This is a genomic window from Roseovarius sp. (assembly GCF_965277045.1).
Classification (GTDB): Bacteria; Pseudomonadota; Alphaproteobacteria; order Rhodobacterales; family Rhodobacteraceae; genus Roseovarius.
Window position 1 is genome coordinate 617,160 of sequence record NZ_OZ255712.1, and the last position, 26,013, is coordinate 643,172.

22 protein-coding genes are annotated in these 26,013 nt (G+C 56.9%); 16 read left to right on the forward strand and 6 right to left on the reverse strand.

From position 1 onward, the window contains the following. The first annotated feature begins 24 nt into the window (after window positions 1-24). Entirely contained in the window at window positions 25-1,644 is a 1,620-nt protein-coding gene (locus ACQY4V_RS03010; RefSeq protein WP_428515445.1) for a hypothetical protein, read from the forward strand. Next, entirely contained in the window at window positions 1,641-2,912 is a 1,272-nt protein-coding gene (locus ACQY4V_RS03015; RefSeq protein WP_428515446.1) for a glycosyltransferase family 4 protein, read from the forward strand. The genes ACQY4V_RS03010 and ACQY4V_RS03015 overlap by 4 nt, the downstream gene beginning before the upstream one ends. 22 nt (window positions 2,913-2,934) lie before the next feature. Here the strand turns inward: ACQY4V_RS03015 and ACQY4V_RS03020 are convergent, their stop codons facing one another. Then, the gene (locus ACQY4V_RS03020) at window positions 2,935-4,116 is read right to left on the reverse strand and encodes a GNAT family N-acetyltransferase (RefSeq protein WP_428515447.1); all 1,182 of its coding nucleotides are present in this window, start codon (window positions 4,114-4,116) and stop codon (window positions 2,935-2,937) included. A gap of 115 nt (window positions 4,117-4,231) precedes the next feature. On the opposite strand from ACQY4V_RS03020, the gene ACQY4V_RS03025 reads away from it, so the two are divergent. From ACQY4V_RS03025 to ACQY4V_RS03085, 13 genes are all read left to right on the forward strand, one after another. Next, window positions 4,232-5,149, forward strand: a complete 918-nt coding sequence (locus ACQY4V_RS03025) for a glycosyltransferase family 2 protein (RefSeq protein WP_428515448.1) — start codon at window positions 4,232-4,234, stop codon at window positions 5,147-5,149. 429 nt (window positions 5,150-5,578) lie between these two features. Beyond that, entirely contained in the window at window positions 5,579-6,169 is a 591-nt protein-coding gene (locus ACQY4V_RS03030) for a sugar transferase (protein ID WP_428515449.1), read from the forward strand. A gap of 34 nt (window positions 6,170-6,203) precedes the next feature. Then, on the forward strand, window positions 6,204-7,361 hold the full coding sequence (locus ACQY4V_RS03035; RefSeq protein WP_428515450.1) for a glycosyltransferase family 4 protein: 1,158 nt from the start codon (window positions 6,204-6,206) through the stop codon (window positions 7,359-7,361). A 175-nt stretch (window positions 7,362-7,536) separates the two neighbouring features. Then, a complete protein-coding gene (locus ACQY4V_RS03040; RefSeq protein WP_428515451.1) occupies window positions 7,537-8,586 on the forward strand; it encodes a DegT/DnrJ/EryC1/StrS family aminotransferase in 1,050 nt (349 codons plus the stop codon). Then, window positions 8,583-9,425 (forward strand): glycosyltransferase family 25 protein, encoded by an 843-nt coding sequence (locus tag ACQY4V_RS03045; protein ID WP_428515452.1) that lies wholly within the window; start codon window positions 8,583-8,585, stop codon window positions 9,423-9,425. Before ACQY4V_RS03040 ends, ACQY4V_RS03045 begins: the two co-directional genes overlap by 4 nt. Further along, window positions 9,418-11,229: a GMC oxidoreductase gene (locus tag ACQY4V_RS03050; RefSeq protein WP_428515453.1), complete on the forward strand. Its 1,812-nt coding sequence runs from the start codon at window positions 9,418-9,420 to the stop codon at window positions 11,227-11,229. Before ACQY4V_RS03045 ends, ACQY4V_RS03050 begins: the two co-directional genes overlap by 8 nt. 401 nt (window positions 11,230-11,630) lie before the next feature. Next, on the forward strand, window positions 11,631-12,896 hold the full coding sequence (locus ACQY4V_RS03055) for a tyrosine-type recombinase/integrase (RefSeq protein ID WP_428515454.1): 1,266 nt from the start codon (window positions 11,631-11,633) through the stop codon (window positions 12,894-12,896). Then, window positions 12,889-13,566, forward strand: coding sequence for a hypothetical protein (locus tag ACQY4V_RS03060; protein ID WP_428515455.1), 678 nt, complete (start codon window positions 12,889-12,891; stop codon window positions 13,564-13,566). Before ACQY4V_RS03055 ends, ACQY4V_RS03060 begins: the two co-directional genes overlap by 8 nt. An 82-nt stretch (window positions 13,567-13,648) precedes the next feature. Then, complete coding sequence (locus tag ACQY4V_RS03065; protein ID WP_428515456.1) at window positions 13,649-13,834, forward strand: helix-turn-helix transcriptional regulator; 186 nt, start codon at window positions 13,649-13,651, stop codon at window positions 13,832-13,834. 126 nt (window positions 13,835-13,960) lie between these two features. After that, entirely contained in the window at window positions 13,961-15,481 is a 1,521-nt protein-coding gene (locus ACQY4V_RS03070) for a YfjI family protein (RefSeq protein WP_428515457.1), read from the forward strand. Then, on the forward strand, window positions 15,478-15,744 hold the full coding sequence (locus ACQY4V_RS03075; protein WP_428515458.1) for a hypothetical protein: 267 nt from the start codon (window positions 15,478-15,480) through the stop codon (window positions 15,742-15,744). The genes ACQY4V_RS03070 and ACQY4V_RS03075 overlap by 4 nt, the downstream gene beginning before the upstream one ends. 172 nt (window positions 15,745-15,916) lie before the next feature. Beyond that, window positions 15,917-16,357: a hypothetical protein gene (locus ACQY4V_RS03080; protein ID WP_428515459.1), complete on the forward strand. Its 441-nt coding sequence runs from the start codon at window positions 15,917-15,919 to the stop codon at window positions 16,355-16,357. A 356-nt stretch (window positions 16,358-16,713) separates the two neighbouring features. Further along, window positions 16,714-16,959: a peptidoglycan-binding domain-containing protein gene (locus ACQY4V_RS03085; RefSeq protein WP_428517133.1), complete on the forward strand. Its 246-nt coding sequence runs from the start codon at window positions 16,714-16,716 to the stop codon at window positions 16,957-16,959. A 368-nt stretch (window positions 16,960-17,327) separates the two neighbouring features. Here ACQY4V_RS03085 and ACQY4V_RS03090 read toward each other — a convergent pair whose 3' ends face one another. The 5 genes from ACQY4V_RS03090 to ACQY4V_RS03110 form a co-directional block, all read right to left on the reverse strand. Beyond that, complete coding sequence (locus tag ACQY4V_RS03090) at window positions 17,328-18,002, reverse strand: hypothetical protein (protein WP_428515460.1); 675 nt, start codon at window positions 18,000-18,002, stop codon at window positions 17,328-17,330. After that, window positions 17,989-18,393: a hypothetical protein gene (locus tag ACQY4V_RS03095; protein ID WP_428515461.1), complete on the reverse strand. Its 405-nt coding sequence runs from the start codon at window positions 18,391-18,393 to the stop codon at window positions 17,989-17,991. Before ACQY4V_RS03095 ends, ACQY4V_RS03090 begins: the two co-directional genes overlap by 14 nt. A gap of 766 nt (window positions 18,394-19,159) precedes the next feature. Next, window positions 19,160-19,771, reverse strand: coding sequence for a hypothetical protein (locus tag ACQY4V_RS03100; RefSeq protein WP_428515462.1), 612 nt, complete (start codon window positions 19,769-19,771; stop codon window positions 19,160-19,162). Between the two features lie 36 nt (window positions 19,772-19,807). Then, window positions 19,808-20,389, reverse strand: coding sequence for a hypothetical protein (locus ACQY4V_RS03105; RefSeq protein ID WP_428515463.1), 582 nt, complete (start codon window positions 20,387-20,389; stop codon window positions 19,808-19,810). Window positions 20,390-20,966: 577 nt separating this feature from the next. Continuing rightward, a complete protein-coding gene (locus tag ACQY4V_RS03110) occupies window positions 20,967-21,608 on the reverse strand; it encodes a DUF2971 domain-containing protein (protein WP_428515464.1) in 642 nt (213 codons plus the stop codon). A gap of 279 nt (window positions 21,609-21,887) precedes the next feature. Here ACQY4V_RS03110 and ACQY4V_RS03115 point away from each other — a divergent pair, with 279 nt between their 5' ends. Further along, a complete protein-coding gene (locus ACQY4V_RS03115; RefSeq protein ID WP_428515465.1) occupies window positions 21,888-25,730 on the forward strand; it encodes an SIR2 family protein in 3,843 nt (1,280 codons plus the stop codon). Window positions 25,731-26,013: the final 283 nt, after the last annotated feature.

Genomic DNA, 26,013 nt, shown 5'->3' on the forward strand with positions numbered 1-26,013 from the left:
CCTTGGGTTCTGGCCTTTGGGGCGATGACTAGCGCTGTTGCAGCCGAGCCGCTGCAGGGGCCTTTGCTGGGTGCGGCGTCGAATTTCGGCCAAAGCTGGCAGCCGGAAGCGCTCGCAGGAGGCCGAACGCTGGGCGTAGAGGTGTTTCGCGATGAGGTGATCTGGAACCACGTGGAACAGTCGGATGGGCGGCTGGAGTTTGCGTCCATGCGCGAGGCATACCCGGAGATGCTTGCGGAGCTTGGCGCGGATCTGCTTCTTCTGGCCTATAGCGGGCACCCGAATTGGGAAGAGGGTCATGTGCCGCAAGACGCCGACGGGCAGGCGGCTTTCGCGGGTTATCAGACGCGGATTCTGCAGCGGTTTCCGGCAATAGAGGCGATCGAGATCGGCAACGAGTTCAATTCGTGGGAGTTTGCGGAGCTTGAAGGCTGGCCACCCGACCTTCAGGCGCGGGCGGACGCCTATGTGGACCTGCTTGCGACCACCGCAGGCGCCGTTCGAGCGATCAGGCCGGAAATCGAGATCCTGGGCGGAGCGGCGCATTCGGTTCCCGTGGCGTGGGCCGAAGCCGTGGCTGCCGCCGGTGGTCTGGCGTACATGGATGCCTTTGTGCTGCATCCCTATACGAGCAAGCCGGAAATGATTGCGCGCCAGATCGACGTGCTGCGTCAGGTGCCGGGCCTGTCGGACATGCCGATCGCCATCACCGAGTTCGGCACCACCGATGCCGACCTCGCCCCGGATTATCTTGTGCGTATGTATTGCCAGATGGCGCTTGGCGGCGTGAACCGTGCGATCTGGTATCCGTTCAGCCCGCGTGGCGACGGGCTGGTCCCCCTCGTTGACGATGACGGGACGCCGACTGCCACGGGGCAGGCTTTTGCGCTTATCCGCGCGCATCTCGAAGGCCGGGTCGCAAGCGATGTCGCACCCGACCCCTTCACCTATGCGTGCAAGTTCGGTCAGAGCGCATTGGTGATATGGGGCGCGCCGCGCGAGGTCATGTTGGCCCCGGGTTTGCGGGCGCTGAACAGCGCGGGCGTTGTGCTGGAGGCACCTTTGCGGCTGTCGCGCGACAAGACGCTCTTGATCCTTTCGGATGGCCCCCCGGTCGACCTGGGTGACACGGTCAGGCTCGGTCCTCAGAGGGTGCTGGCCGACAGCTATGACGGGTTTTCGTACCTGGAGGTCGAGGACAGGCCCCTGTTCGTCCGGCGGGGGGAAACCGACCTGCCTCTGGAACCGCGTCCGGGGCAGGAGAGTGACGGTGTCCCCTGGACCCCCTATCTGGCGCTGCCGCAGGACGGGACGGTCCGGGTTGGCGCGGATTGGGCCGTACCGTCGTCCTGGGGGCCGGACGACCCGTTGTCGGTTGTCTATCGGTACGACACGAGCGCGCCGCGCGATGTCGATCTGCGCGTTGAGGTCGCGCCGGACGCGGGCAGCACGGACGGGGTTCTGGTGACAGTGCGGCACGAGGGGCGCGTCTTGTCGAAGACCGTCATTTCGACGCCGACGACCGTGCGATCCGACGGGGTAGCTCTTGGTGCCGGTGAAAGCGTGGAGGTCATCCTGGGGCCAAACCGCAGCGCCGAGGGGGACCATACCCGCTGGCGTGTGACCGTACTGAGTGCGCAATGACGGAAGTCATGGCATCGACGCCGTCGCGTTACGCTGATGACGAAAGGGTCGAGCGCGTGGTGGTGTTCAACGATCACAGTAGCCGCAACGGCGGGGCCGCGATCCTTGCGCTGCTTCTGATCCGGAAGCTGCGGGAACGCGGGCTGGCCGTGAGTTTCGTCACCGGGGATGCGGGCGACAATCCGGAACTTGCCGATCTGGGTGTCGACGTGATCGCATATGGTGGCAGCGATCTGCTGAGCCGGTCGAAGGGGGAGGCCCTTGCCCGGGGATTGCATGACGCTGCGGCGGAGGAGTTTGTCGCCCGGGCCGTTTCCCGGCTGGATGGGCCGGGAACGGTCTATCACATGCATAACTGGTCCCAGATCTTTTCGCCGTCGGTGTTTCGAGCCCTGAGGCCGGTCGCGGTCCGGGTGTTCCTGCATGCCCACGACAATTTTCTGGCCTGTCCGAACGGGATGTACATGAACTATCGCCGTAGTCACAGTTGCCCGCTGGTGCCGCTGAGCGCGGCCTGCTGGATGACGAACTGCGATAAACGCAACTATGCGCACAAGCTTTGGCGTGCTGCGCGCCACGCGGTCTTGTTCCGGCACATCGATCGGCAAGCGCCCTGGGCCGGTGTCATCGCGATCCACGAGCAGCAGGTGGAAAAGTTCCGACGCGCGGGGTACCCGGAAGGTCTGTTGCGGGTCGTGCGCAACCCGGCCGACCCTTACACCACAACGCGGGTAAAAGCGGAGGAGAATGATCTTCTGGTCTATGTCGGCCGCCTGGAACGGGACAAGGGGGTCATGGACCTGGTCGAGGCCGCGGCACGCACCGGCCAGCGATTGAGGCTGATCGGAGTTGGTGATCTGCATGACCGGATCGAACGAGACTATCCCACGGTTGAACTGGCAGGGTGGCAGCCCGCGGACCGGATCGGTGCGCTGGTCGCCGATGCGCGCGCGCTTGTCATGCCGTCCCGACATCCCGAGACCTTTGGTCTCGTGATCGCGGAGGCCGCGCAATGCGGGCTTCCGGTGCTTGTCTCGAACCAGACGGCGTTGGCCGCGGATGTCGAACGACTGGGCTGCGGGCTGGCCTTTGATGTGTTCGATCCTGCGGACTTCGATGCCAAGCTGTCACGCATCCGGGACATGAACGCCGAGGAGATTGCCGGAATGAGCAGTCGAGGTTTTTCCGACGGATCGCTCCTGTCGACGACACCGGACAGTTGGGCTGACATGCTGGTCGATCTCTACGCTGCTGCTGTGGCGCGTTGAGCGAAGGACACCCGGCGTCGCCCTATACGTGTCCGGCCCGAAGAAGGCGGTTGAACGCACGGCGCTTGAAATCGAGATAGCGGGGCGGAAGCACGGTTTCCGCGGTGCGATAGGTGAACTTGCGGAAACGCCGGGCCGCGCCTTGCGGTGTCAGCCCGCGTTCCAGCGACCCTTCGCAGAGCGCGCGCGTCTCGTTGGCGAACTCCTTTTTGTAACGCTCGTCGCCGCGCCCCAGATCTATCTCGGTCAGTCCTTCTTTCGCGGCCTGCCGGACACAATGCAGCAGCAGTCCGAGCCCGGGCGTGTATCGAGACGCCGCGTTGTCGTAGGTGGGGAACCACCAGTGCCAGGTATTTTCCGACCTCATTCCGAAATGCGCGGCGACAAGGCGGTCGCCCGCATAAAGCGAAGAGAGGCACCCCGAGAATTCCGGCTGATCCGTGCCGCGAATCCGTTCGAGCACCTGCATCGCCCACGGCTGATCGAGCACGAACCGCGCGCCCATCGCTGCGATCGCCGCTCGCTTCCAAGTCAGAAAGGTTGTCCAGGTATCAGCTGCCTTGTCATCCGTTTCGAAGCGGACCGGCCCAAGTTCGCGTTCCATTTTTCGCAGCTTCCGCTCGACGTTTTTGAGTGCGCTGCCAGAGTTCATCCGCCCCGCACGCCAGGCATCGATCCCGCCCGAGAGGTCTATCAATGGTGACCCGGTCCGTCGGAACGCATTTCTTTCGAACAAGGGCGTGTCGCGGAGCGCATGGTCGAAATCGTATGTGGAGAGGCCGCACGCCACCAATAAATCGCGCCGGCTCACGGCCTCTGGCGCCTCGCCCACGATGCCCTGGTAATCGGCAATCGGCGCGGCCAGTGGTGCCCCTCGCGCGCCGGGTCGACGGTGAAACGGGAAGAACCCCTTTATGCTGTCGCCGTCCCGCAGGATGGCGATTTCGACGTCACTGCGGACGCCGGCAACGACCTGAAGAAACGCGACCGAAAAGAACGGGCTGCGCAACAGAGGGTTGCCTGCCTGCAGCTGGCGCCATGTCTGCATGAGCCCGGAATCGAGGTCTGACGGTTCGATCAATTCGATATCAGGCCGGAGCTTGCTTGAGATAGGGTTCATGTCGGCAACAGTAGTGGAGGGCATTGGTTGCGTATAGTGAGCAAAACTCGGGGCCATCCGACAAAGACCTGCCGAGATACGCATGCAACCGCGTTCCCGCGTGGCGGGCTCTGCCTTGTTTCGTATGCGGCGATGGATTGACGCGCGCGGCAAATTCTTCCTAGCTGGTTGCGCCATTCGCAGGAAAGCAATTCGCCCGATGTTCACGTCCCAGTCCGAAGCCCGTGTTGCCATAATTGTCGCTTCGAAGGGGCGATCGGACGTATTGCAAGGGCTTGTTCCCTACATCAACCGGCAAACCCTGAAACCGGCGAAACTGGTTTTCGCGGTCACCAGCCCTGCCGATGCCGATTTTGACCTTGAGTCGCTTCTGGACCCGGCAATTTCGGGTGAGGTGATCATCAGCGCGGCCGGGGCGTGCAAGCAACGCAATCGCGCCCTGGACAGGCTGGGGGAGGATATCGACTTTTGCGTTTTCTACGACGACGATTTCTACCCGTCTCGTCATGCATTGTCCGAACTGGTGCGGGGCTTCGAGTTTCACGAGGATGTGGATGGCATTACCGGGACGCTTGTCGCGGACGGCATCAACGGGCCCGGACTCTCGCCCCAAGAGGCCGCGACCATGCTGAGCGATTGGGACACCGCTTTCGACCCTGATGCTCATACCCCCCCGCGGATCGTTCGGGATACTCTTGGGCTTTACGGCTGCAACATGGCCATACGCAGCCGGGCTGCTCATGGTCTGCGGTTCGATGAAGTGCTGCCGGCCTATGGATGGCAGGAAGATGTCGATTTCGGTGCGAGACTGCCGGGGCGCTGCGTTCAGATCGAGAACTTCACGGGTGTGCATCTGGGGACCAAGGCAGGAAGAGAAAGTCGCGGCGAGCTTCTTGGGTACAGCCAGGTCGTGAACCTGCACTACCTTTGGCGGAAGGGCACGGTCACTGCCGGTCACGCCCTGAATCTCGTACTGAGAAACATGGTGGCCAACCACGTCAAGGCGCTCCGGCCGGAGCCGTGGATCGACCGTGCTGGCCGGATGCGTGGGAACTGGCGCGGTCTCTGCGATGTGGTGCTCGGGCGGGCGACTCCAAGCAGAATCGATTCGCTCTAAAGGCGTTTCGCCGGTCATCGCAATCGAGCGTTTTTGCTCTGACGCTCTTGTTCAGGGATGATTTTTGTTCGCAAGCACCCGGTTCGATGCGGTTTTAAAAGATATCGGAAACAATCTTTTTCAAACATGCAGCGCAATCTATCGCTAAAGAAGAGTTGCGATAATCGGATGCGCGCGCTGCGTGTGCTGAGCCAAATTTCCTTAATGAAAAGCTAAATCATGTGATATGTTGGATTGCGGCAATTTGATGTCATTTTAAGGAAAGGTTTCGGGCGATAGCGGCCCGAAATTTGGGGGATTGCAATGTTTGTGTTTGAAGATCCTGCTAAGCAGGGTCCGGTTGAGTTATTGCCTAATGGAAGGGTCGAAGTTCCGTCATATTTGAGTGGTCGCTCTGACGCCCGAAGATCCGCATCTGTAACCAAGTTATTGCTCGATAAGGTCATTGCCGGTTCCGCTCTTCTGGCTCTTTTTCCCGTCATGCTGGCGGCCGCAATAGCGATCAGGCTGACAACTGGCGGTCCCGTGTTCTTCCAGCATCGAAGAGTGGGCCTCGGCGGGGAACAGTTTGGCTGCCTTAAATTCTGCACGATGGTGCCGGATGCCGAGCACCTGCTTCAGTTCATCCTGAAGACGGATCCGGTCGCGCGTGCTGAATGGACGGCAAACTACAAGTTCGAGAATGACAGCCGTGTCACGTGGGTTGGACGGATTCTGCGGCGCACCAGCATCGACGAGCTGCCGCAGCTGATCAACGTGCTGCGCGGCGACATGACCCTGGTCGGTCCGCGGCCGGTAACCCAGGCGGAGCTGGAATTCTACGGATTGCATGCAGCGTACTACAAGTCCGTGCGCCCGGGGCTGACCGGCCTGTGGCAGGTCAGCGGACGCAGCGATACGAATTACCCCGAACGTGTCGCACTTGATGTACGCTATATTCGGTCGGCATCCCTTTCGTCGGATCTGAAGATCCTGCTTCAAACAATCGGAATTGTTCTGGCACGTCGCGGTGCTGTATGATGTGGTATAGATCCCGGTAAAAGGCGTTGCCTCGATGCGATCGGTTGAAACGGTGACACAGTTCCAGACGTCTGATCTCGCTCTTGCAAACACTGACAGCGTAACGTCTGTCAGCCGCATCACGATCAACGGCAAGTTCCTGCAAGGTGAACTGATGCGGAACGGCGTGCACCGGACCGCACTGAACTTTTCCGCCCAGATCCTGCGACGGGCGCAAGGTGTCATCCCGGCCAGGATCGTGGCACCGCACGTGAACGACGTCAGGACCGTAGGCATGCTTGGCCTGGAACCTGAAGTGTTCGCCGGCCGTCTTGGCAAGGGCCAGGGTTGGGAGATGTTGACCTTGCCCGCGCTGACCCGTGGGGAACTTCTGGTAAATTTCTGCAATCTGGGTCCGATCCTGCATCGCAACAGCGTCGTGATGATCCATGACGCGCAGGTCCTGACACAGCCCCAGTCCTACAGCCGGCGGCAGGTGCTGGGGTACCGGCTGCTCTGGCGGCAGATCTCGCGGCACGCGCGCGCGATACTGACCGTGTCAGAGCATTCGCGCCAGACACTCGCGGAGCTGGGCTTTGCGCCTCTCGACAAGACGTTCGTGGTGCATAACGGGACGGACCATATCCTGCGCACCGCCCCGGACGAAAAGATACTGCAACGGGTGAACCTGGCCGACCGGCGCTTTGTACTGGCGTTGGGGTCGCTTCAACCGCACAAGAACCTGGCGACATTGTTCCGGGCTTTCGAGGATCCGCAACTGTCCGATGTCCCATTGGTGCTGGTCGGGCAGCCCGGGCGCCGGGACTACGAGGCGCGTGGGTGGTCCCCACCGAGGAATGCAGTCTTCGTGGGTCCGGTAAACGACGCGGAATTGCGTGCGCTGTATACGCAGGCAACGGCCTTTCTCTTCCCGTCGGTCACGGAAGGGTTCGGCCTGCCTCCGATCGAGGCGATGCATTGCGGGACGGCCGCACTGGTGTCGGACGGCGGCGCGATCCCGGAAGTCAGTGGCCCAGGTGCCTGCGTGTTGCCAACGCGTGATCCCGGCGCGTGGGCGGATGCAGTGCTGAAACACCTGGGGGATGACGCCGCACGATCGGCGCTTGAGGCCCGGGGGCGGGTGCGTGCGGACCAATTGACGTGGGATCAGGCCGGGGCGACACTCTGGCGACGCCTTTCGAAGATGCTTTGACTACTCATTTGGCGCGGAAAACTGGCGCCTTACATCATTGGACAACACTATGCCGAGAGTCGGGTTCAAGGAACTTTTCAGGTTGGGGCACGTGGTCGCCGACGGACAACTGCTCCGTTATGCGAAAGGAGACCGCGGATACACCAGCCGGTTTGAAAATGCCTTCGCAGAGACAATGGGCGTCGAGCATGTCCTGACCGTCAACAGCGGCACCAATGCGCTTGTCGCGGCGTTGGCCGCGGCCGGTATCGGGCCGGGGGACGAAGTTCTCGTGCCGGCCTATACCTGGGTGTCCACGGCAATCGCTCCCATGGCTGTCGGGGCCGTGCCGGTGCTTGTGAACATCGACGAAAGCCTGACAATCGACCCCGAGGACATAGAGCGAAACATAACGCCTCAGACCAAGGCCATCATGCCGGTGCACATGCTCAACCTTGTTTGCGACATGGACCAGATCATGCAGATCGCACGCGCCCATGACCTGAAGGTGATCGAGGATGCCTGCCAGGCGATCGGGGCGACCTACAAGGGCCGCCGGGTCGGCAGCATAGGCGACATCAACGCCGTCAGTTTCAACCATTACAAGAACATGACGTCCGGCGAAGGCGGCGCCGTTCTGACCAATGACGACCGGCTTTTCAAGCGGGCACGGATGTTCCACGATCCGGGCAATTTCATCCGGGGTCACGAGCGAAACAACGAGCCGCTCTTTTCCTGCCTGAACATGCGGGTGTCGGAGCTGACGGGCGCAATGCTGGATGCTCAGTTGGCACGGCTGGAGCCGCTTCTGACGCGACTGCGCCGACGTCACCGCATGATGGCGGAGGTCTTTGAAGACGCGCCCGGTGTACGCCTGTCTCCGCATCATGATCCGGAGAACGCTGTCGGCATGGCGGTGATCTTCGACCGCGAAGCGGATGCGCGGGCCTTCGGCCAGCTTCGCGGATTCGAGCGGCTGATCGAAACCGATCGGCATGTCTTTACCAATTGGGAAGTGATCTTTTCAAAGCGCTGGTTCGACCCGCGCATGAACCCCTATCAGTGGGCCAAGCGCGACATCGAATACCGCGTCGAGGACTTCGAGAAAACACTCGATATCCTACGGCGCACCTGTCGGGTCGCGCTGGGGGCGCAGTACCCACTGCCGATAATGAAGTTTCGGCGGCGCTCGGTGGCGCGGGCTTTGCAGCGCGCACCCGGCATTTCCGGCAAGGCTTTGGCATGATCCATGAACCCAGAGTATCGGTCAGCAAACCTGTGACCTTGCCGTCCTCACCGGCGCTTGAAATCGTGGTCATCAACCTGAAGCAGGCGGAGGAACGACGACGTCATATCACGGCTCAGTTTGCCACGCTCGGTCATCCGTGGCGGTTCTTCGAGGCTCATACGAAACTCACCAACCCCGCTCTGCGGTATGATCCCGCTCGGATCCTGCGCACTTATAGGCGCCAGATGACACCATCACAGCTTGCGCTTTGTTCCAGTCATTACACCGCGATTGCCGAGTTTGCCGAAAACAGTGCAAGCGATTACCTGCTGGTCTTCGAAGATGACGTGCTCTTCGACACCGCGTTTCCTCTTGATGCACTCACCCGATACTGCAGTGATACAGGGATCGATTACATACGGCTTTTCGGGATGTATTACGCGGCGGCCAATCAGCTGAATTTCTTTTTCGACAGGTCAATCGTGCGCTACCGGTCATCCCCGGCAGGCGCGCAGGCGTATATTCTTTCCCGGAAGGGCGCGGCCCGCGTGGTGGAGACATGCCGCGACATCGAGACGGCCTGGGATCTGTCGCTTGACGAGTTCTGGAAGACCGGGCTTCCGATCTACTCGGTCTTTCCGTTTCCGGTGATGGAGCGTTTCTCGCCGAGTTCGGTGCCGATGAACGAATATGGGCCGCTGTCCCCGCGCGAACGGCTCGCCTGGTTGGCACATCGCGCGCGCAACAAACTGAGAAAGCTGAAAGCCAACCTTCGGTTGGCGCAGGCCGACAAGTCGCTGCGCGCCCGCGATCCGGGCTTTCAGCAGATCGACGACGATATGGTACGCCATGGTTGAAGGCGACGGCGCCGGTCGCGTGCCCGCCCGGCCGAGCCGGCAGACGTGGCGCATGCGTGATCTGCACGAGATCGATCCGTGCGAAGAATTGCCGTCGGATGTCGTGATCGTCGGCGGCGGGGCCGCCGGGCTGACCGTGGCACAGGGCCTCGCGGGGACAGAGCGCGAGGTGCTGGTGCTGGAAAGCGGCGGTCTGGAGGAAACCGAAGCGGCCGAGGCCCTGAATGCCGTCGATACCGAGCCGGGACTCTGGAACGAGGTCCAGCAAGCCCGTCGCCGCGATTTCCACGGTGCGCAAACGGACTTGTGGGATCACGCCAGGCAGGGATTCGGTGTTCGTTGCCGTGTGCTTGGCGGTTCCACACAAGCCTGGGCGGGCAAATCTGCAGCCTTCGACGCGATCGACTTCTCCGCCCGTAGCTGGTTGCCAGACAGTGGTTGGCCCATCTCGGCCGGTGACCTTGCCGAGCCGCTCGAACGCGCGGCACGCACGCTCAATCTGGGTCCGAACTGCTATGACGAAGAGCTTTGGGCGCTGATGAACCGAGAGGCACCAGTGCCTTGCCCCGACCGGGACGTGCTTGGGTCGTATTTCTGGCAGTTCGCGCGTTCGCGTATCGCGCCGATGGAAGTCATGCAGATGGGCCATGAGTTTCGGAAGAACCAGCCGCGGAACTGCCGCGTCGTGACCGGTGCGACCGCGCTGACCATTCTGTGCGACGCCGCGGGCGGGCGTGTCACGGGTGTGCGTGTCGCCGATGCAAAAGGTGCGACCCGGGTCATTCCTGCCCGGCAGGTCGTGCTTGCGGCGAGCGCGATCGAGAACGCACGGCTTCTTCTGAATTCCAGGGACCAGTCCGGTCACGGGCTGGGGAACCGTCATGGTGTCGTCGGACGCTACCTTATGGATCATCCAAGTGCGGTCGTCGCACATTTCGAAGAGGGCGCGATCGTGCCAATGTCGAGGATGTTCGGCTTTTTCGGACTGAGAACCGAGCACGGCACCAGCATGTACATGCGGGGCCTGGCACCGACGGCCGCAGTTCAGCAGAAGGAAGAGTTGCTGAACTGCGCGGTGTTCATGCCGAGCGAACGCGCGGCGGACGATCCCTTGCCGGCGGCGAAGCGGATTCTCAAAGGACAAAGCGAAAACACGTTGCAGGATATCGCGAACGTCCTGCGCTCACCGGGTATCATCGCTAAGGGTCTCGCGCGCATGGCAGCGCAGCACCCGCGATTTCCCACCGGCTTGACCCGCTTCGCCGTTGAACAGGTTCTTCGTTTCCGACCGAATTTCGCCGCGGAGGAGTACCTTACCGGCGGCATGCCGCATAAGCTTACCGGTTTGGCCGTTCAGGCAATATGCGAGCAGGCTCCGAATGCCGAGAATAGAGTATCCTTGTCGGACCGGGTCGATCGCTTCGGTCAGCCACTGCCTCTCGTGCAGTGGCGCGTGGGAGAGCGGGAAACGCGTACGTTGGCGCGACTGGGGGAATTGGTCGCGCTCGAATTCGAACGTGCCGGGCTGCCATGTCCAAGGCTTGAACCCTGGGTGCGCGATGGCGGTGATGCACCCACGACGATCATCGACATGGCGCATTCCTCCGGTACGACGCGGATGGCCACGGATCCGAGGAAAGGCGTCGTCGACGCGGATTGCCGCATGCACGGCTTTTCCAACATTTACATCGCGGGCGCTTCGGTTTTCGCAACCAGCGGCCATGCCAATCCAACGCTGATGATCGTCGCCTTGGCCCACAGGCTGGCCGATCAGCTGCGGACCGCCCCGGTAGGCAACGCATGATCCGGGTGGCAGCCGGTTTTGGGAAGCGTCGAGAAGGTCAACCACGTTGTACGACCCCTTGTGTCGGCGCCACTGACCCGGGTTTTGTCCAACAGGGTTTTCTGCAAGTGATCCGCTACACTGAACCCAAAGGCGGGTCTGAATGCGTTAATGACAGCGGAAGTTCCCCCTAAGGTGCTGTCATTCACGGGGGGAAATTGGAGGCGAGTACCACTAAGCGACCGCCGTCGCAGTTTGTCGCATTTCGTTTAATTTCAAAAACTTGGCTATACCCCCTTGTCGGCTCTTGTCGCATGAAATAGCACTCTGTCACAAATTTTTGAATGGGTAGAAGAGGGGTAGAGTTTTGAGGGCCAAAAATTCGACTGGTTCGATTCCCAGTTTAAACATTGGGCGTTCGCATGCCTAAGCGGGCTAAGGAATTGGGGCCGCTGGAGGTGAAACGCCTCATAAAGCCCGGGGTGCATGCCGTAGGGGGCGTTGCGGGCCTCTCGCTCCAGGTCACAGAAACGGGCGCGCGCTCCTGGCTGTTTCGATATCGTCACAACGGCCGACGCCGCGAAGCCGGCCTCGGGCCGTTCCCAGACGTCCCTCTTGCCAAGGCGCGCGACTACGCCCGTGAAGCGCGCGATCTCTTGCGCCAAGGCCGTGATCCTATCGCGGAACGACAGGCCGCGCGCCGTAAGCTGCTGACCTTCTGCCAAGCCGTGGAAGCCTACGACGCGGAGAAGACCGCCGAGTTCAACAGCGCGCTGCACCGCAAGCAATGGCGCGCGTCGCTCGAAAAGCACGCCGTGCCGGTTCTCGGCAACATGATGGTTGCTGAGATCACGCTTCAGGACGTGCTCGCGATGTTGCGACCGATCTGGCTGGAGAAAACCGAAACTGCCTCGAAAGTTCGTCAGCGCGTCGAGCGCGTCTTGGACTATGCGACCGTCGCTGGACACAGAAGCGGCGAAAACCCTGCACGCTGGCGTGGCAATCTCGACATGGTTTTGCCCGCGCCGACTAAGCTGACAGGCGGGCGAAACTACCCAGCCTTGAAACTCGATGATGCCGCCAGTTGGTTTGCAGCTCTGCTGGCACGCACGGGCAACAGTGCCCGGGCCTTGGAGTTCCAAGCGTTGACAGCGGCAAGAACAGGCGCTGTGCGCTTTGCGACGTGGGACGAGTTTGATTTGGAGCGCGGTATTTGGACGATCCAACCAGGCCGGCAATATTCCAAGATCCCACCATCTGGACGACCACACCGCGTTCCGCTGTCGACCTGCGCGATGAAGCTTCTTGCCGACCTGCCGCGTGCAAAGGGCAACGCGCTCGTCTTCTGGGCACCACGGGGTGGGGCGTTTTCCGACGCCTCGATCGCGGCGGTCATGCGCAAGATCCATGAGGGCAGATTACGCGACGGCGGGCATGGATATCTCGATGCGCGCTCTGATAAGCCTGCGGTGCCGCACGGTCTTCGTTCAACGTTTCGAACGTGGGTTGCGGAGCGGACACAATTTGATGGCGACATGGCCGAGATCGCCTTGGCGCACAAGGTGGGGTCAAAGGTCCAACAGGCCTACGACCGCTCCGACCAGTTGGAGAAGCGAAGAGACATGATGGTGGCGTGGAGCGCGTTTCTAAGTGGGAAACCAGGGCAGGGGGGAGAACGGCGTGGATAAACCTCGATTGCCAAAATCGCCAATTAGAAATTTTGAGCACTTGGCGAAAAAAGACTACTATATCGCTTGGGTGGACGAGCTCGACATCGAGGCGAAACTTATAAGCCGATTGGAAGATGACGGTGCGGAGCATTGGCAAGGCATCGTCATTACCGCAATGCGTGAAGCGCTGCGCGAAATTGACCAACTTAAGATCGCGGGGCGTCTCGACGCTGAGAAAGCCCGCATGAAACAACGGCCAGAGATTGCGGAACTTGAAGAAAAACTCGATAGGATCTGGCCAATTATACAAAGGAGTAACGCAGATTTCTTCGAAGACTGGAATAATCTGAGACAGGGCATGAAGAGCCCAGACCCTGATCAGCGGGCGCGGTTTAACCGCTTCTATGAAGCGGCCGAGCTTGGCTCCAAATTGCCAAGGGATATTGCCGATTTGATCGCGGTGCTTGAGCCGGCAAAGATCGTCAAAAGCCCTGGCCGAAAACCGATTGCAATCCCAAAGTGGCGCAACGATACCGCAGCTCTGGATGAGATGTTGACCTTGGTGGCCAAAGGATTGAGCCCTAAAGCGGCTTCGGAAAAAATCGCCAGAGATGAGGGGTCGGTTCGCGAAGTTAGTCGCGCCAAAAGGCTTGCGGATTTCTTCCGAGATCGACAGAGACTTAGGTAATTTTTTTGATTGAATTCATTTACTTTGAAGAATGAGAAAAGGGGCGCCATCTTTGGTTCATCGGTAACAAGGAGTGACACTGATGAACGATACATTTCTTTCCGACGCTGATCTCGCAAAGCGGTTTGGCGTGAGCCGCCAGACCGTTTGGCGCTGGCACAGATCAAACCTGGGTTTTCCTCGTGCGGTGAGTCTCTCACCTGGATGCACGCGTTGGAAACTCACTGAAATCGAGGCCTGGGAAAGCGACTTGGCCGCGGTCGCATAGATCCGCTTCGAACCATAGAACTCGTGTTTGCCAAAGTGAGGCATCTCTAGTGAAAGCCCTCCTCTGGTAACCCACTAAAACTAAGAGCCACAGGCGGCTCGTTTCAGAACAACTTGGAGAAAAATAATGCTGACTTCAAAGTCGAGCAAATGGGAAAGGCATGTCCAAAGCCAGCAGATTGATCCGACCCCGCTCTTTGGAGAACTCCGCGAGGCGGAACCCATTCCCCGACACGCGCTTGGGCCTCTGTCAAATGCCGTGCATGCGATTGCAATGCTCACACAAGCACCAGAGGCGATCGCCATGCAAAGCGTGCTGACCGTTGCCAGCGTGGCAGCCCAAGGACATTGCGATGTAGAGACTCTACATGGGACGGCTCCGATGAGCTGCTTTTTCTTGACCGTGGCGCAATCCGGGGAACGCAAGTCAGCCTGCGATAGCTTGGCGACTGCTGCCATCGATGCGTTCGATAAGGAGTGTGTGCGCGCATATCAGCTTGAAAAGAGAGAGTTCGAAGTCGAGAAGCTAGACTTTCAAAAGCGACGTCGTCCCTCCAGCTCGAACGATTTTGATGTGATCGACAAGGACCTAGACTCGGATGAAAAGTACCTTCCTCCAGAGCCCCCGCTTTTTCCGGCGATCAGGATCAGTGACCCAACGATCGAGGGCCTGTTTCGTCAATTGGAGAATGGGCGCCCGTCTGTCGGGGTAATGACCGACGAGGGCGGACAGTTCTTCGGGGGGCATAGCATGAAGCGTGAAAATGCTCTGAAAACGGCCGCTGGATTTTCGAAGCTATGGGATGGGGCGCCATTGAGCCGAAGCCGTGCATCGGCAGAACCCGTCTGGCTCTCTGGCAAGCGCGTTTCGCTGCACCTGATGATTCAGCCGGGCGTTGCACAACAGGTCATCGGCGATCCGACGATGAAGGATCAAGGACTCCTATCACGGGTTCTGGTCGCTTGGCCCAGTAGCAAGATTGGCTCTCGGATCATCCGAAAGGGGATCGCTGACAATGAACTGTCAGACTTGGCGAAACTGTACTTGGAAAAGTTCAATGCGCGGGTCTCCGAGTTGTTGATCCAAGATCTTCCCGTACACGACGGAACGCGGGCAGAACTCAACCCCAGATGTCTTGCACTTTCCGAAGACGCGCGGTCTCAGCTTGAGGCCTTCTACAACCGCGTCGAAGTGGCATCCGGCAGGGGTGGCGCGTTCGAGTACATGTCTGGATTTGCGGCGAAAGCGCCTGAAATGGCCGCGCGTATCGCTGGCATCCTGACATTTTTTGCTGACGAAGAGGCGCATGAAATATCTTCGGAAGAGATCGAAAACGGTATCGCGATCTTGGAATGGTACCTTTCGGAAATGCTGCGGATCGAGGACACGGGCAGACCAGACCAAGCGCTTTGTGACGCTGAAGCCATTCGCATCTGGCTCAGAGACAATTGGACAGAGGATTACATTAACAAGCGGATGCTCATGAAGTATGGGCCAGGGCATCTGCGCGATGGAAACACGATCTCCGCCTGTATTCAGAAGCTCGAGGAAAGCGGTTGGCTGATACGCGGAAAAGGCCAGCAAAGCATTGATGGTAAAGGCAGCCGAACCTTTTGGCGCATCGTATGCGAGGAACGGCAGAAATGAGCGATCCAAGGTTCGCAGATGTCATCGCATGTTTTGAAAATGCAGAGGACATCTATCCGTCCGACGATCCACGTGCGCATGACTTTCGCGGACAACAGCGCCACGTGGAAAAAGTGTCGCAAATGCCGCAAATGCCGCAGCGGGTTGAACAGGAATGCAAGCCCCTGTCACTGGAACAAGACCGCTTTGAAGAACGCGCCGCCATCATTGAATATGATGGCGGTCTTCCACGGGCCTTGGCGGAGTTTCTTGCCGGGCGCTGAAGTTGCGGAGACCCGACAAGACGCAAGGCATCTCTTGCCGTCCATTGAGCTGTGCGAGGGGCCGTTCTTCATACGTTCATCAAGTCGAGTGCAATCTGATGCGGTTGACCCAACGCGGACATCCAAACAACGTCGGTTGCGACTGGATCCCGAAGAATGAAAGCTTATCAAAATGGTTGAAAAACAGCGCTATAAGTCAGTCTGGAATCAGAAAGAAGTACCGGTGATAATTCGGCGGACGGGCAAAGACGAAAAACACCGTGTTCGCCTTCCCTTTTCGGAGGACAATCGCGAGTGGCTCCAGCATGGTCGTCGGACAAAACCGGTCTGGCAACAAAGTGGTCGATACTGGGAATTGCCCAAAGCTTGGTTCAATGACTTTGTCGAGCGTGCGTTAGAGCGATACCGTCAGGTTTATATATTTCAGCCGTATAGAGAACAGGAAAAATGCTCGCCTGCCTGCCAAAAAGCATTGGGGCATAGTTGCCAGTGTTCCTGCATGGGCGCAAATCATGGTGCCGGCGGCGGCGGAAGTTGGTTCGAGGTCTCAGAAACCTTCGCGTTTCGATGGGGATCACGAAATTTGGCATGCAGGCTTTTGACGACACGCTGACCCACCTGAATTTGGGGAACGCGCCCAAACGCTTTATCGATGTGCTTCCTTGCAGCAAGGTGCAACCAAAAGCTGAGCGAGCGACAAGAATGAAATTCCCGCTTCTGGTCTTGGTGTGTTTAACAATCACCCTTCAGACAGCCGCTGCACAATCCGTGGCAACCGCAAAACGCCAAATGATACAGGAGTCCATCAGTCGCTACCCTGGAAACTGCCCTTGCCCCTTTAGTCGAGCAAGCAATGGCTCAAGGTGTGGAGGCCGAAGCGCCTGGTCACGACCAGGCGGGCGCAGTCCGCTTTGCTATGGCGACGACATAACGGATCGAATGGTGCGCTCTTGGATGCAACGAAATGGAATGGTTGTGAGAAAAGATTCAGGTCGCACCGCGGCAGAAGAAAGACAAACTATCAGACAAGTTCAAGCTGAGCTGAACCGGTTGGGCTGCAATGCAGGCACTCCAGACGGTGTCATGGGGCCTAGGAGTAGGGCTGCTCTTAAAAGCTTCGCCGAAGCCGCCCAAATCCCTTTTCAAATCTCCGATTTTCGTTCCAAGCTTTTCTTGAGAAGGATTGTAAAAGTCTCTGAGCCGCTTTGTTCATGACACAGCGATGTGCGACCTAGGAGCTCATCGAAACAGTGCGAAACGCGGTCCACCACTTAAGTTTTAGCGTGTGTACAGCGAGCCGTTTTGACTTGTAGCAGTGCAAAGCAAAGGTAGGTTATCAAGTTCTACTAGCTGTCAGATATAATTGAAAAATAATGGTTCTGCTGTCGGCCCTTTGCCGACCTCCGAAGGAAAGGTCATCGCTGCGGCGCGGCTTCTACGAACCGGACCTCCGTGGCAGCGCGCAGCTTCTTCGACGGTACGAAGTCAGCAATTGCGCAGGTTACTGACGGTCACCGGGACGCAACGAAGGATCCCCCTAACAACGTTCGATGGGGGTCGACGCGCCCATCACCGTGGACGCCTCATAGGAAGGCCGAGAACCACTTTTGCACGTGCCACTCGGCGGTCGAATTTGACGGAAGAACATTGAAGCGGAACGCCACGCTGTGGTGTTGAACCAAATCTTGCACAGTGTAACCGAGTTGGTTGGAAATGAGGACCGACTTTCCAGAAAGCCCGCATTCCAATGCCATGCCAATCGACGCCCGCCCTAAGGACAAGGTCAGCTTGCCAGTGTAGAATTTCATTTCTGCATGGACCGTGACTGCCGTATGATCGGGATCATCCCCTGTGGCACGGCAGGCACTGGCGATGGTTTCCGGCAGCACGATGAGATCAAACTCATGAAGCAGGCGTCCAGACTTCGTCGGAGGCGATATCCCGACGGGCGCCTGCCCAGAAACTTTCACTCCCAGGTGCGCCTCCAGCGGCTCCCTTCCTGCCTTCGTCATGCGCGCGAACGTGTATTTTCGGGACGTGATCCGACCAGGACCAAGTCGGAACAAGGGATTTGTGACCGCATGGCCCCAGCCATCGCGCAGCTCAAGGTTCCATCCTTCGGAATGCGCCGCAAAAAGTAGCAGCGTCAACACGTAAGCCTCGTAGAGGTCGTGATCCTTCGCCTTGCTGGCGTAGCCAAGATCGATCGACAGGCCGAGTGCGGACTCGACGTTGGTCAGCAGGCTAGACAAGGCCATCAAGGTGGCTCCTTAGTGCGGCAAATACCTCTCGGTGGGCGGCGAGTTCCACCAGCACCTCTCGGCGCGGGGGACCGGAAGGTGGAAGCGGTCCGACATCCAAGGCTTCGCGATCCCTCAGGCTGAGTGGCTCTTCGTCATCAGGCCGTTCCGTGTCATCTGGCTCGAAGCGGATGCCCCCACCGCCAAAGACATCATCTGCTGCTAACTCGGCGTCGGCGAGATCGACGGTAACACTTTCGGCCGCAGTGATCAGCGCGAGCGCGCGCGTTCGCGGCGCGACCATAGAATTGAGAGAGTCTTCCGCTTCAATCGCAGCCCAGGCAAACCCCTTGCGAAACAACAGTTGTCGCAGGTCGGCAATCAGTTGTTCAATTTCCTCATCATCCATCGATCCTCAATCCCCGAACTGGCGTACTGCGGTCAAGGCCATATGACATAAGAATTGGTCTCGTCAAAACCGCCGTTTGAAACACTATCTGCGAATTGGCCGAGCGAAGTCAAAAAACCTAATTTGTCCAAAATCTGAACGGAATCAGTATTCAACTTTCTTGTGAGAGGACTTTAATGGCGGAGATGAAGGCGCGTTGCCGACAGTCTCACCATAGTGCCCGTTTGCCAGCTTTGGTATCGCGACCAGACGTTCACGGAGAAGGAAGAAATCGTTCGAAAATGGTCGGATGCTGCGCACGGCGCGAATCGGCTAACAGCGGACTTGCAGCAATGCAGCAACAGGAACTTGGGAGGACCTGCGGGAGACGTCGGTCCGGCCCTGAGCGGTCCTTCGTGCCGTTGGCGGCGAACGACCGCTCTTTACTCCCTAGCTGCCCTCTAGGCTCACCGCAGCATCGCGCTATCTAGATCAAATGGGACGCGCCTTAACATGTTTTACGAAGGACAGCTCCTGTTCTTCCTTCGAAGTCATAACCGTCAAGTGTATCGGATTGCGACTTAGAGTATCCAAAATCAAGGATCGGACCCTGTGAGCATCATCCAGATTTTCCGTAACGAGCAAAATATCAATATCATTCGGACAAACTTTCCCGCGGGTCAGAGACCCAAACAGGAACCATGAGCAAGAGATATTCGCCTCGCGACATGTGGACTTAAGTTTCTCCAACCCTACAATATCAAGAAACTCCTCAATAAGTTCCACGTTACGACCGCCCAAAAAGTCTCATCAAATCTCGAATGTTCAATACCTGAACGCCAAGAGAATCTGCAGAATCCCTAGCGTCTTGAGTGATGCTCCCATTAGGATTGTTCTTCAAAACCAAGTGGAAAGGCCCCATCTGATCCCACGCAGTTCTTACATGCTCGCTTGTAACATCATATGCATCAGATAGGGCAACTCGAAATACTTTTCCTCGTAACAAAGTCACCTCGAACATCAGACTATTTAGGTATTCGACTGTAGCAACGTTGCTGTGCTGACGAAGGGCTCTCCTGGCGAAGTATGTTTCTTTGGCCGTGACACTCCTCAGTTCTGGCTGGTTACAACCTGACTTAAGTGTTCCGACACCGCCCCACCCAACGCCACTTCTTTCGCAAGCGCGTATTGCCTCGCCATCCCAGTAGGCTCCAGATGGAATTGAAACTACAAAATCTACGTCACTGTCCAGAAGTGGGACTAGATCTTCCTGAGTGACATGCTGCTTCCACACTATCCCAAGGAGAAACTCGGGAAGGCCCAACTTTTCACGCTCGACTTGGCACAAGTCGTCGCCCAACCACTTGATGTTTGTGGCCACTGGGTAATCGTCTTCCAATAGGATCTTCTCAATAAATGCTTTCGACACTACTCATTAAACTCCGATGCTTTCTATTTCCTTCGGGAACATGATATTTACCTGATCCCAACCCTCTATGTGCCGAAGTATTAGCCCCCTCACATGCATCTTAAATTTTGCAACGACCTTCTTCTCGCAGTCATCAAGAAGGTCCACATTTGCGTCCAGTATTCTAATCATTAGATTACTATTCGGGATAATCGTCGAGCGAACTCGCGCCTTCCACATGTCAGCCTCTGGAGCCTCTGGATTAGATCTATAATCCAGATCAGGGCCAATCATCTCATGCACTTCTTTGTTCTCCCCGAGAAGCCTTTCGATCTCAATTCGAAGCTCAGGTCTGTTCTTGAATTTTTTGATCCCAAACGCAGCATTGATCCTCCCAGCATGTTCAAGCTTCCAGATTCTAATCAAGCCATCCGGATATTTATCCGGAATTTTGTCTACAACTCTGTGGCAGTTCGCACAAAGCAGAATAATATTCTCATAGAGCCCTCTCTCCGCCTCTGTGAGCTCTGCTTTGGCACGGGGACCCTCGTCTGATGCGGCAAAAATATGGGCCATCTCTGCGATATGAACATGCTTCGCATCATCCACAGGAAATAGTCGCCCGTTGCAATCAGGATTCTGACAAAAACCCGCTGAGTCAGTGAATAGCCGCAGTCGAGTCCCTGCGTCTGGATGAGCCTTGCCTCTTGAACACGCCATAACCGCGCCTCCCCAACTAGGATCTTTGGCGTAAGCTGGTTATTGTCAGATTCAACTACAACCTCGTATCTAGGAGATCGAGGAACATTCGCACTCTCTCCATCAATTAGATAGCTACCTTCCCTTCGGTGCCAGTCAAAAGCGGCGCAACGACGATCCGCTCCCGGCGCATCGTGGCCATTTGTGCTCGTTGCAGAGATGTGCCTTTCCGACCTGTGTGTAGAAAACCTCGGGCCGACAGCGTGGGTCTGACGGAATGTCCGCTTTTGCGTCGATTCAGAGGAGCGGTCGCAAACGCAACGAATGTCCGCTCCCCGCCCTTCCTGCCGGAGTGTAGTGCACCGCCCGAAGCTGCCATCTGACGAAGCACGTCAATGCTGCGGTGCAGCAAGTCAAAGCTGACATCCAATTTGAGAGGGCATTTTGGTCGTTCTTGCGGAGACTTGGGGCTTGGAGATCAATTCTCCTACCACTGCGATCTATTTTTCTGGCGAACGACCTCGAACCGCTGGAAAGCTATTCGAGCCTTGAATACCTCGACACTTTTTTTCGCCACAGTCGCTTCTATCTCAGGAACTCTTATGTTCGACTTGGGTCCAACAATAACCTCTCTTAGCTGCATTGAGTTAGAAAACTTATGGAATTCGAGCTGGTCTTTTTCGGCGGCTTCGGAAAATGTGACTAGGAGCCTCACCTCTTCTTCATAACTCCAATGAATGTACTTGGTGGCAAACAAGTCTACCATCTGGTCTTCGCCGACGTGCTGTAAGAAGTTTTCAGGTGTGAGGTTTGAGTAGAGCCTTTCGGAAACGTACCGAACATCAACAAATGTCTTGGGATCGACGTCGAAGCCGTAACAGACGCCAGTGTGATTTTTGGCATAGTGCGCCCACATCACAGGATTGCGCCAACTTCTGCAGAAGCACAGCAATCCGTTCGATTTGTCCATTTGGTGCAACCAATCTTTGAATTTGCGCCGAAGTCCTATGTTCTTCTGACTAAATGCGGCGAGCTCGAAAGGATCGTTACACTGAGAAAATCTGGCAACCTTCAAGTGAGATTTTCTCAGGTTGTCCAAAGCATGTTCAGGCGGGGTGAAGTAATACACCCTTCTCTTTGGTGTCATTGATCCTCCAATCAATTTGATAAGGTCTTGTCAGAGAGTATCAGGTTTTGACAGCTGCAACGAGGTCAGGGACCAACCGTGACCTCGCCAAAAAGCTGCACCCAGCAACGGGTCCGGAGCGGTGCCACTTCTGGCCCATAAGAGCCATTCACCACCCTTCAAAACTTTACAGCGTAACCCTCAGAAGCGGACATTTCCGTTTTTGCCCTTCCGCGTTTATGACTAGAACAATTGAGACTAGCTCGTTAGGCCTATGCCAATATGCGATTTACGGAAAACGGCCCCGATATTCCTGACGAACTCTTGCTCGCATTGGACGAAGGCAGGGTGGTATTTTTCTGTGGAGCCGGCGTTTCAAGGGCCAAGGCTCAGCTTCCTGACTTTTTCGGGTTGGCAGACGAAGTCTTGAAGACCCTCGGAGTGAATGAAAGCGATCCAGCCGCAAAGATTCTTGCGGAGGCGAGAGGCATGGAAGGTCGCACTGGTGTACCTGGCCTGATTTCAGCGGATCGCGTTTTTGGTTTGCTTGAGAGGAAATTTCTACCTGTCGACATAGACAGAGCCGTTGCCAAAGCTCTGACACCGAAGACTGATGTAGACCTTTCGGCTCACAACCTGCTTCTAGACCTTGCAACTTCGCAGGATGGTAAAACCAAACTAGTAACGACCAATTTCGACCGTCTGTTTGATGATTGCAGGCGCGGGCTACAGGCTTGGAAACCACCGAAATTACCCGATCCTACACGACCGGGCGAACTCGATGGCGTAGTATATCTCCACGGGCGAGCAACAGAGCAATACAGCGGTGCTGAGGGCGATGGTTTTGTCTTGTCCAGCGCCGAGTTTGGACGGGCATATTTGGCGGAAGGATGGGCCACGCGTTTTTTTAGGGGCGTAATCGACCGCTACGCGGTGGTATTTATTGGCTATACCGCCGACGACCCACCAGTTCAGTATCTGCTCGAAGCATTGAATAGGACGAACGGACGATTGAGTGAGGTTTATGCTTTCCAATCCGGCGATGACGCTGAAGCAAAGGCGCGATGGGAGCATAAGGGCGTATCGGCCATTCCGTATAGCGATACCAACCTTCATGAGGCGCTTTGGACAACTCTCGAGGAATGGGCAGGTCGAGCGAAGGCTCCGGAGCGCTGGCAAGACAGCACGATTGACCTCGCCCGCCGAGGGCCAGAAGCGTTAAGTGCGTTCGAGCGCGAGCGCGTGACGCATTTGGTTTCCACAAAAGAAGGTGCGAGGAAGTTCTTTGAGAGTGATCCTCCGCCGCCCGCTACATGGCTATGTGTCTTTGATCGAGCAATTCGATATTCAACCCCGGATACCATCAGGTCAGGTGAAGACGAAGGTAAAGTGGTCGACCCGTTCCTTGTGTATGGCTTAGCTAACGATCTTGTGCCGCCAGCAATTCACCCAGACGATTTTTCACCCAAGCGCGAAACCCCTTCCACGGCATGGGACGCATTCTCACTGAATCACCGCGACCGATCAGAACTCAGGGATGACCACGTTGCAGTGTTGCGAGGTGGAGCCTCATTGGGCGCGGGTCTCTTACCTGATCGAATAAACCTCTTAGGTCTGTGGATAGCCAAGGTTGCGCACCAGAATGCTGCCGTTTGGTGGGGAGCACGACAAAACGGCGTACACCCTTGGATACAGCAGAGTATTCGGTTGTTCTTGGAGCGTACCGATGCGGGGTGTGAGCCGCATATCTTGCAAGCTTGGCAATATCTCTTTGAGCACTGGGGGAGCTCGGGCAACGACGACCGCTTGGATTGGTATCGCTTCGCGGGAGAGTTGAAGGTTATTGGTTGGAGCAAGGCCATGGTCCGAAAATTTGGGAATCTGTCTCGCCCTCGGTTAGCGGCAAGCTACAATTATTTCCGATCAGCGGTTCCACCCCAGGCGGATGAAGATACCAAACTCGGCGACCTTGTTCGCTTGGAGATCAAATACCTCGAGAACTCGCCAAAAATCGATATTCCTGACGAGTGGCTCGCAGATGTCGTGGCTGCGTTGAGGTGGAGCCTTGAAATTGGGACGCAGCTTGCGGTCGAGAGGGGCTCATATGGTTGGCTCGACATCCCCCCGATCATTCCCTCTGACGATTCAGATATCAGCTGCTATGAGCGCAAAGAGGGCCTTCGAGGCGCGGTGCTGGACTACGCCGCCAAGTTTCAACGTTTAATCGAGTTAGACCCGGAGAAAGCGCGTCAAGAAGCTGCAAGTTGGCCCGTTGATGATGAAAACATCTTTGCTCGGCTTCGAATTTGGGCCAGCAAGTTCGATAGCGTTGTTCAAAACAACGAGTTTTTGAACTTCACGGGAAAAGTCAGCCGCGCAGCGTTCTGGAATATTCGGCATCAACGCGATCTGTTGCTTATGCTCCAAGAGCGATGGCCCACTCTACCGCTTGTCGCGACACGAAGGATTGAAGAACGCATCCTTGAAGGCCGTGAGCGTTGGGACAGCGAAGCAGAGCATGAGTTTGTTGCAAGGCGTGCTTGGGCGATTGCGGATAGAATTCATTGGCTGCACATGAATGGCTGCACTCTGAATCTCGATTATGATCATGAGATTGAGCGGCTTCTCAAAGCTGCTCCCGACTGGTCACCCAAGCACGGCGCTAAGGCAACGGATTCGCTTGAAAGCAGAGGAGGCGCTGTCCGGACCCACACCGAATTCGATGAATTGATGTCGGTGCCGCTGGAACAAGTATTGGCGAAATCTCAAGATCTATCGGGGCGGCATAGTTTTGGCCTCGATGAACGCGATCCTTTTGCCGGCCTCTGTCGGGAACGTCCAGTCATAGCTGTTTCAGCACTTAGGCGCGCCGCCAAGTCTGGCGAATACCCGGAGTGGGCTTGGCGACGTTTCTTGAACTCCGATGGTAGAAAGGAAGACAAACCGCAATTTCAGGTGTTTATTTCTGAGGTGCTTTTGGCTGCAAATGCTGAGATCTTTGCAAGCATCATGTACCCTTTGGCTGAGTGGCTTCTGAGCGCATCAGACAAACTCCCCCAAGACTGTGTGCCAATCTTCGACAGGTTGCTAAGACGAGCACTTGAAACCTTGAACGGCAATCCCGATGCAGGCGGCTCTGGAATTGTCCGAGGCAGCAGCGATCCAGATTGGGCGACCGAAGCTCTAAATTCGCCTGCGGGCAAGCTCGCGCAAGCCTTGTTGAACGATCCGCGCCGAAAGGGCCTCGAACTAAATCAGGGACTTCCAAGTTCTTGGACGGCTCATGTCGAGCACGCCTTGGCGCTTCCCAACGATGACAGACGCCTCGCGTTGGTCTTTTTCAGCTATCTCCTGCATTGGTTTTACGAAGTCGATCCGAAGTGGACGGAAGAAAACTTGCTCGCGCTTTTGAAAGACGGAACAAAGGACGACCAAGATGCTTGGTGGGTCGGGTATCTTTGGGGAATGAAGAGCATTCCAAGCTTTGAGTTGTCCCAAATGCTAAAACCGTATCTCTTCGCAAAGGTGGCAGAACGAGGAAATGAAGACCAAGACAAAAGAGACGGCTTGGTTAGTCTTGTTCTTGCCAGTTGGGTTTACTCAGATTTCGAAGAAGGCAAGGATCGGATCAGCGATAGTGAACTCCGTAATCTGCTGCTAGCAGGTGGTGATGACTTTCGCGCACAAGCCCTTTGGCACATGGAAAACCGAGGAAAGAAAGAGGGAGAAGATGGGCAACGTTGGAAGGCACAGCAAGATAAGTTCTTGCGAGACGTATGGCCGGTCCAGCGTGCAGCGCGAACACCTCAGAACTCTGCTAGGCTGATCGAACTTGCCTTCTCAAACGAAGACAGGTTTTTGGAGATTTCGGAACTGATATTACCGCTCATAGGGCCAATTGAACGCGATCATATAATTCTTCCGTCACTACGGCGTGGTGAAGACAGCGTTGTGAATGCACATCCCGAACGTGTTCTTGAAATTCTGTACATGGCCTTGCCAGACGACGCGAAAAATTGGCCTCACGAAATAGATGCCACCATTCGGAGGATTGCGGAGGTGAAGTCAGAACTCCGAACTGATCCCAAATGGGTAGAACTAATGCGCCGCTGGAACTCAAGATAACTCGTATACACTGCGATTGAACGTCCGGTTTGTTTTTTGGCTATGGCAACCTGGCAACTGCAGCGAATGACCACTTCCCGCCCTTCCTGCCGGAGTGTAGTGCACGGCCCTGAGCTGCCGCACAAGTTGGAGCCAACTGCTGCGATGCAGCTTTCCCAAAGCGGACGTCCAGGACCAAATCCAGGTACCATCGCTCCAGGGTTACGATAGATGTGAAGCATCGTTACCGCACGACCAGTACGATCCGCCACTCATACGTATGCATTGTTGTTGGTAGTAGTGG

Excerpts from the sequence above, each read along its gene's own strand:
- ACQY4V_RS03015 (WP_428515446.1), top strand. The coding sequence starts at position 1,641 with ATGACGGAAGTCATGGCATCGACGCCGTCGCGTTACGCTGATGACGAA.
- ACQY4V_RS03045 (WP_428515452.1), top strand. The coding sequence starts at position 8,583 with ATGATCCATGAACCCAGAGTATCGGTCAGCAAACCTGTGACCTTGCCG.
- ACQY4V_RS03050 (WP_428515453.1), top strand. The coding sequence starts at position 9,418 with ATGGTTGAAGGCGACGGCGCCGGTCGCGTGCCCGCCCGGCCGAGCCGG.
- ACQY4V_RS03040 (WP_428515451.1), top strand. The coding sequence starts at position 7,537 with ATGGGCGTCGAGCATGTCCTGACCGTCAACAGCGGCACCAATGCGCTT.
- ACQY4V_RS03080 (WP_428515459.1), top strand. The coding sequence starts at position 15,917 with ATGGTTGAAAAACAGCGCTATAAGTCAGTCTGGAATCAGAAAGAAGTA.
- ACQY4V_RS03070 (WP_428515457.1), top strand. The coding sequence starts at position 13,961 with ATGCTGACTTCAAAGTCGAGCAAATGGGAAAGGCATGTCCAAAGCCAG.
- ACQY4V_RS03065 (WP_428515456.1), top strand. The coding sequence starts at position 13,649 with ATGAACGATACATTTCTTTCCGACGCTGATCTCGCAAAGCGGTTTGGC.
- ACQY4V_RS03025 (WP_428515448.1), top strand. The coding sequence starts at position 4,232 with ATGTTCACGTCCCAGTCCGAAGCCCGTGTTGCCATAATTGTCGCTTCG.
- ACQY4V_RS03115 (WP_428515465.1), top strand. The coding sequence starts at position 21,888 with ATGCGATTTACGGAAAACGGCCCCGATATTCCTGACGAACTCTTGCTC.
- ACQY4V_RS03020 (WP_428515447.1), bottom strand. The coding sequence starts at position 4,116 with ATGCGTATCTCGGCAGGTCTTTGTCGGATGGCCCCGAGTTTTGCTCAC.
- ACQY4V_RS03055 (WP_428515454.1), top strand. The coding sequence starts at position 11,631 with ATGCCTAAGCGGGCTAAGGAATTGGGGCCGCTGGAGGTGAAACGCCTC.
- ACQY4V_RS03095 (WP_428515461.1), bottom strand. The coding sequence starts at position 18,393 with ATGGATGATGAGGAAATTGAACAACTGATTGCCGACCTGCGACAACTG.
- ACQY4V_RS03010 (WP_428515445.1), top strand. The coding sequence starts at position 25 with ATGACTAGCGCTGTTGCAGCCGAGCCGCTGCAGGGGCCTTTGCTGGGT.
- ACQY4V_RS03085 (WP_428517133.1), top strand. The coding sequence starts at position 16,714 with ATGGTTGTGAGAAAAGATTCAGGTCGCACCGCGGCAGAAGAAAGACAA.
- ACQY4V_RS03035 (WP_428515450.1), top strand. The coding sequence starts at position 6,204 with ATGCGATCGGTTGAAACGGTGACACAGTTCCAGACGTCTGATCTCGCT.
- ACQY4V_RS03075 (WP_428515458.1), top strand. The coding sequence starts at position 15,478 with ATGAGCGATCCAAGGTTCGCAGATGTCATCGCATGTTTTGAAAATGCA.
- ACQY4V_RS03090 (WP_428515460.1), bottom strand. The coding sequence starts at position 18,002 with ATGGCCTTGTCTAGCCTGCTGACCAACGTCGAGTCCGCACTCGGCCTG.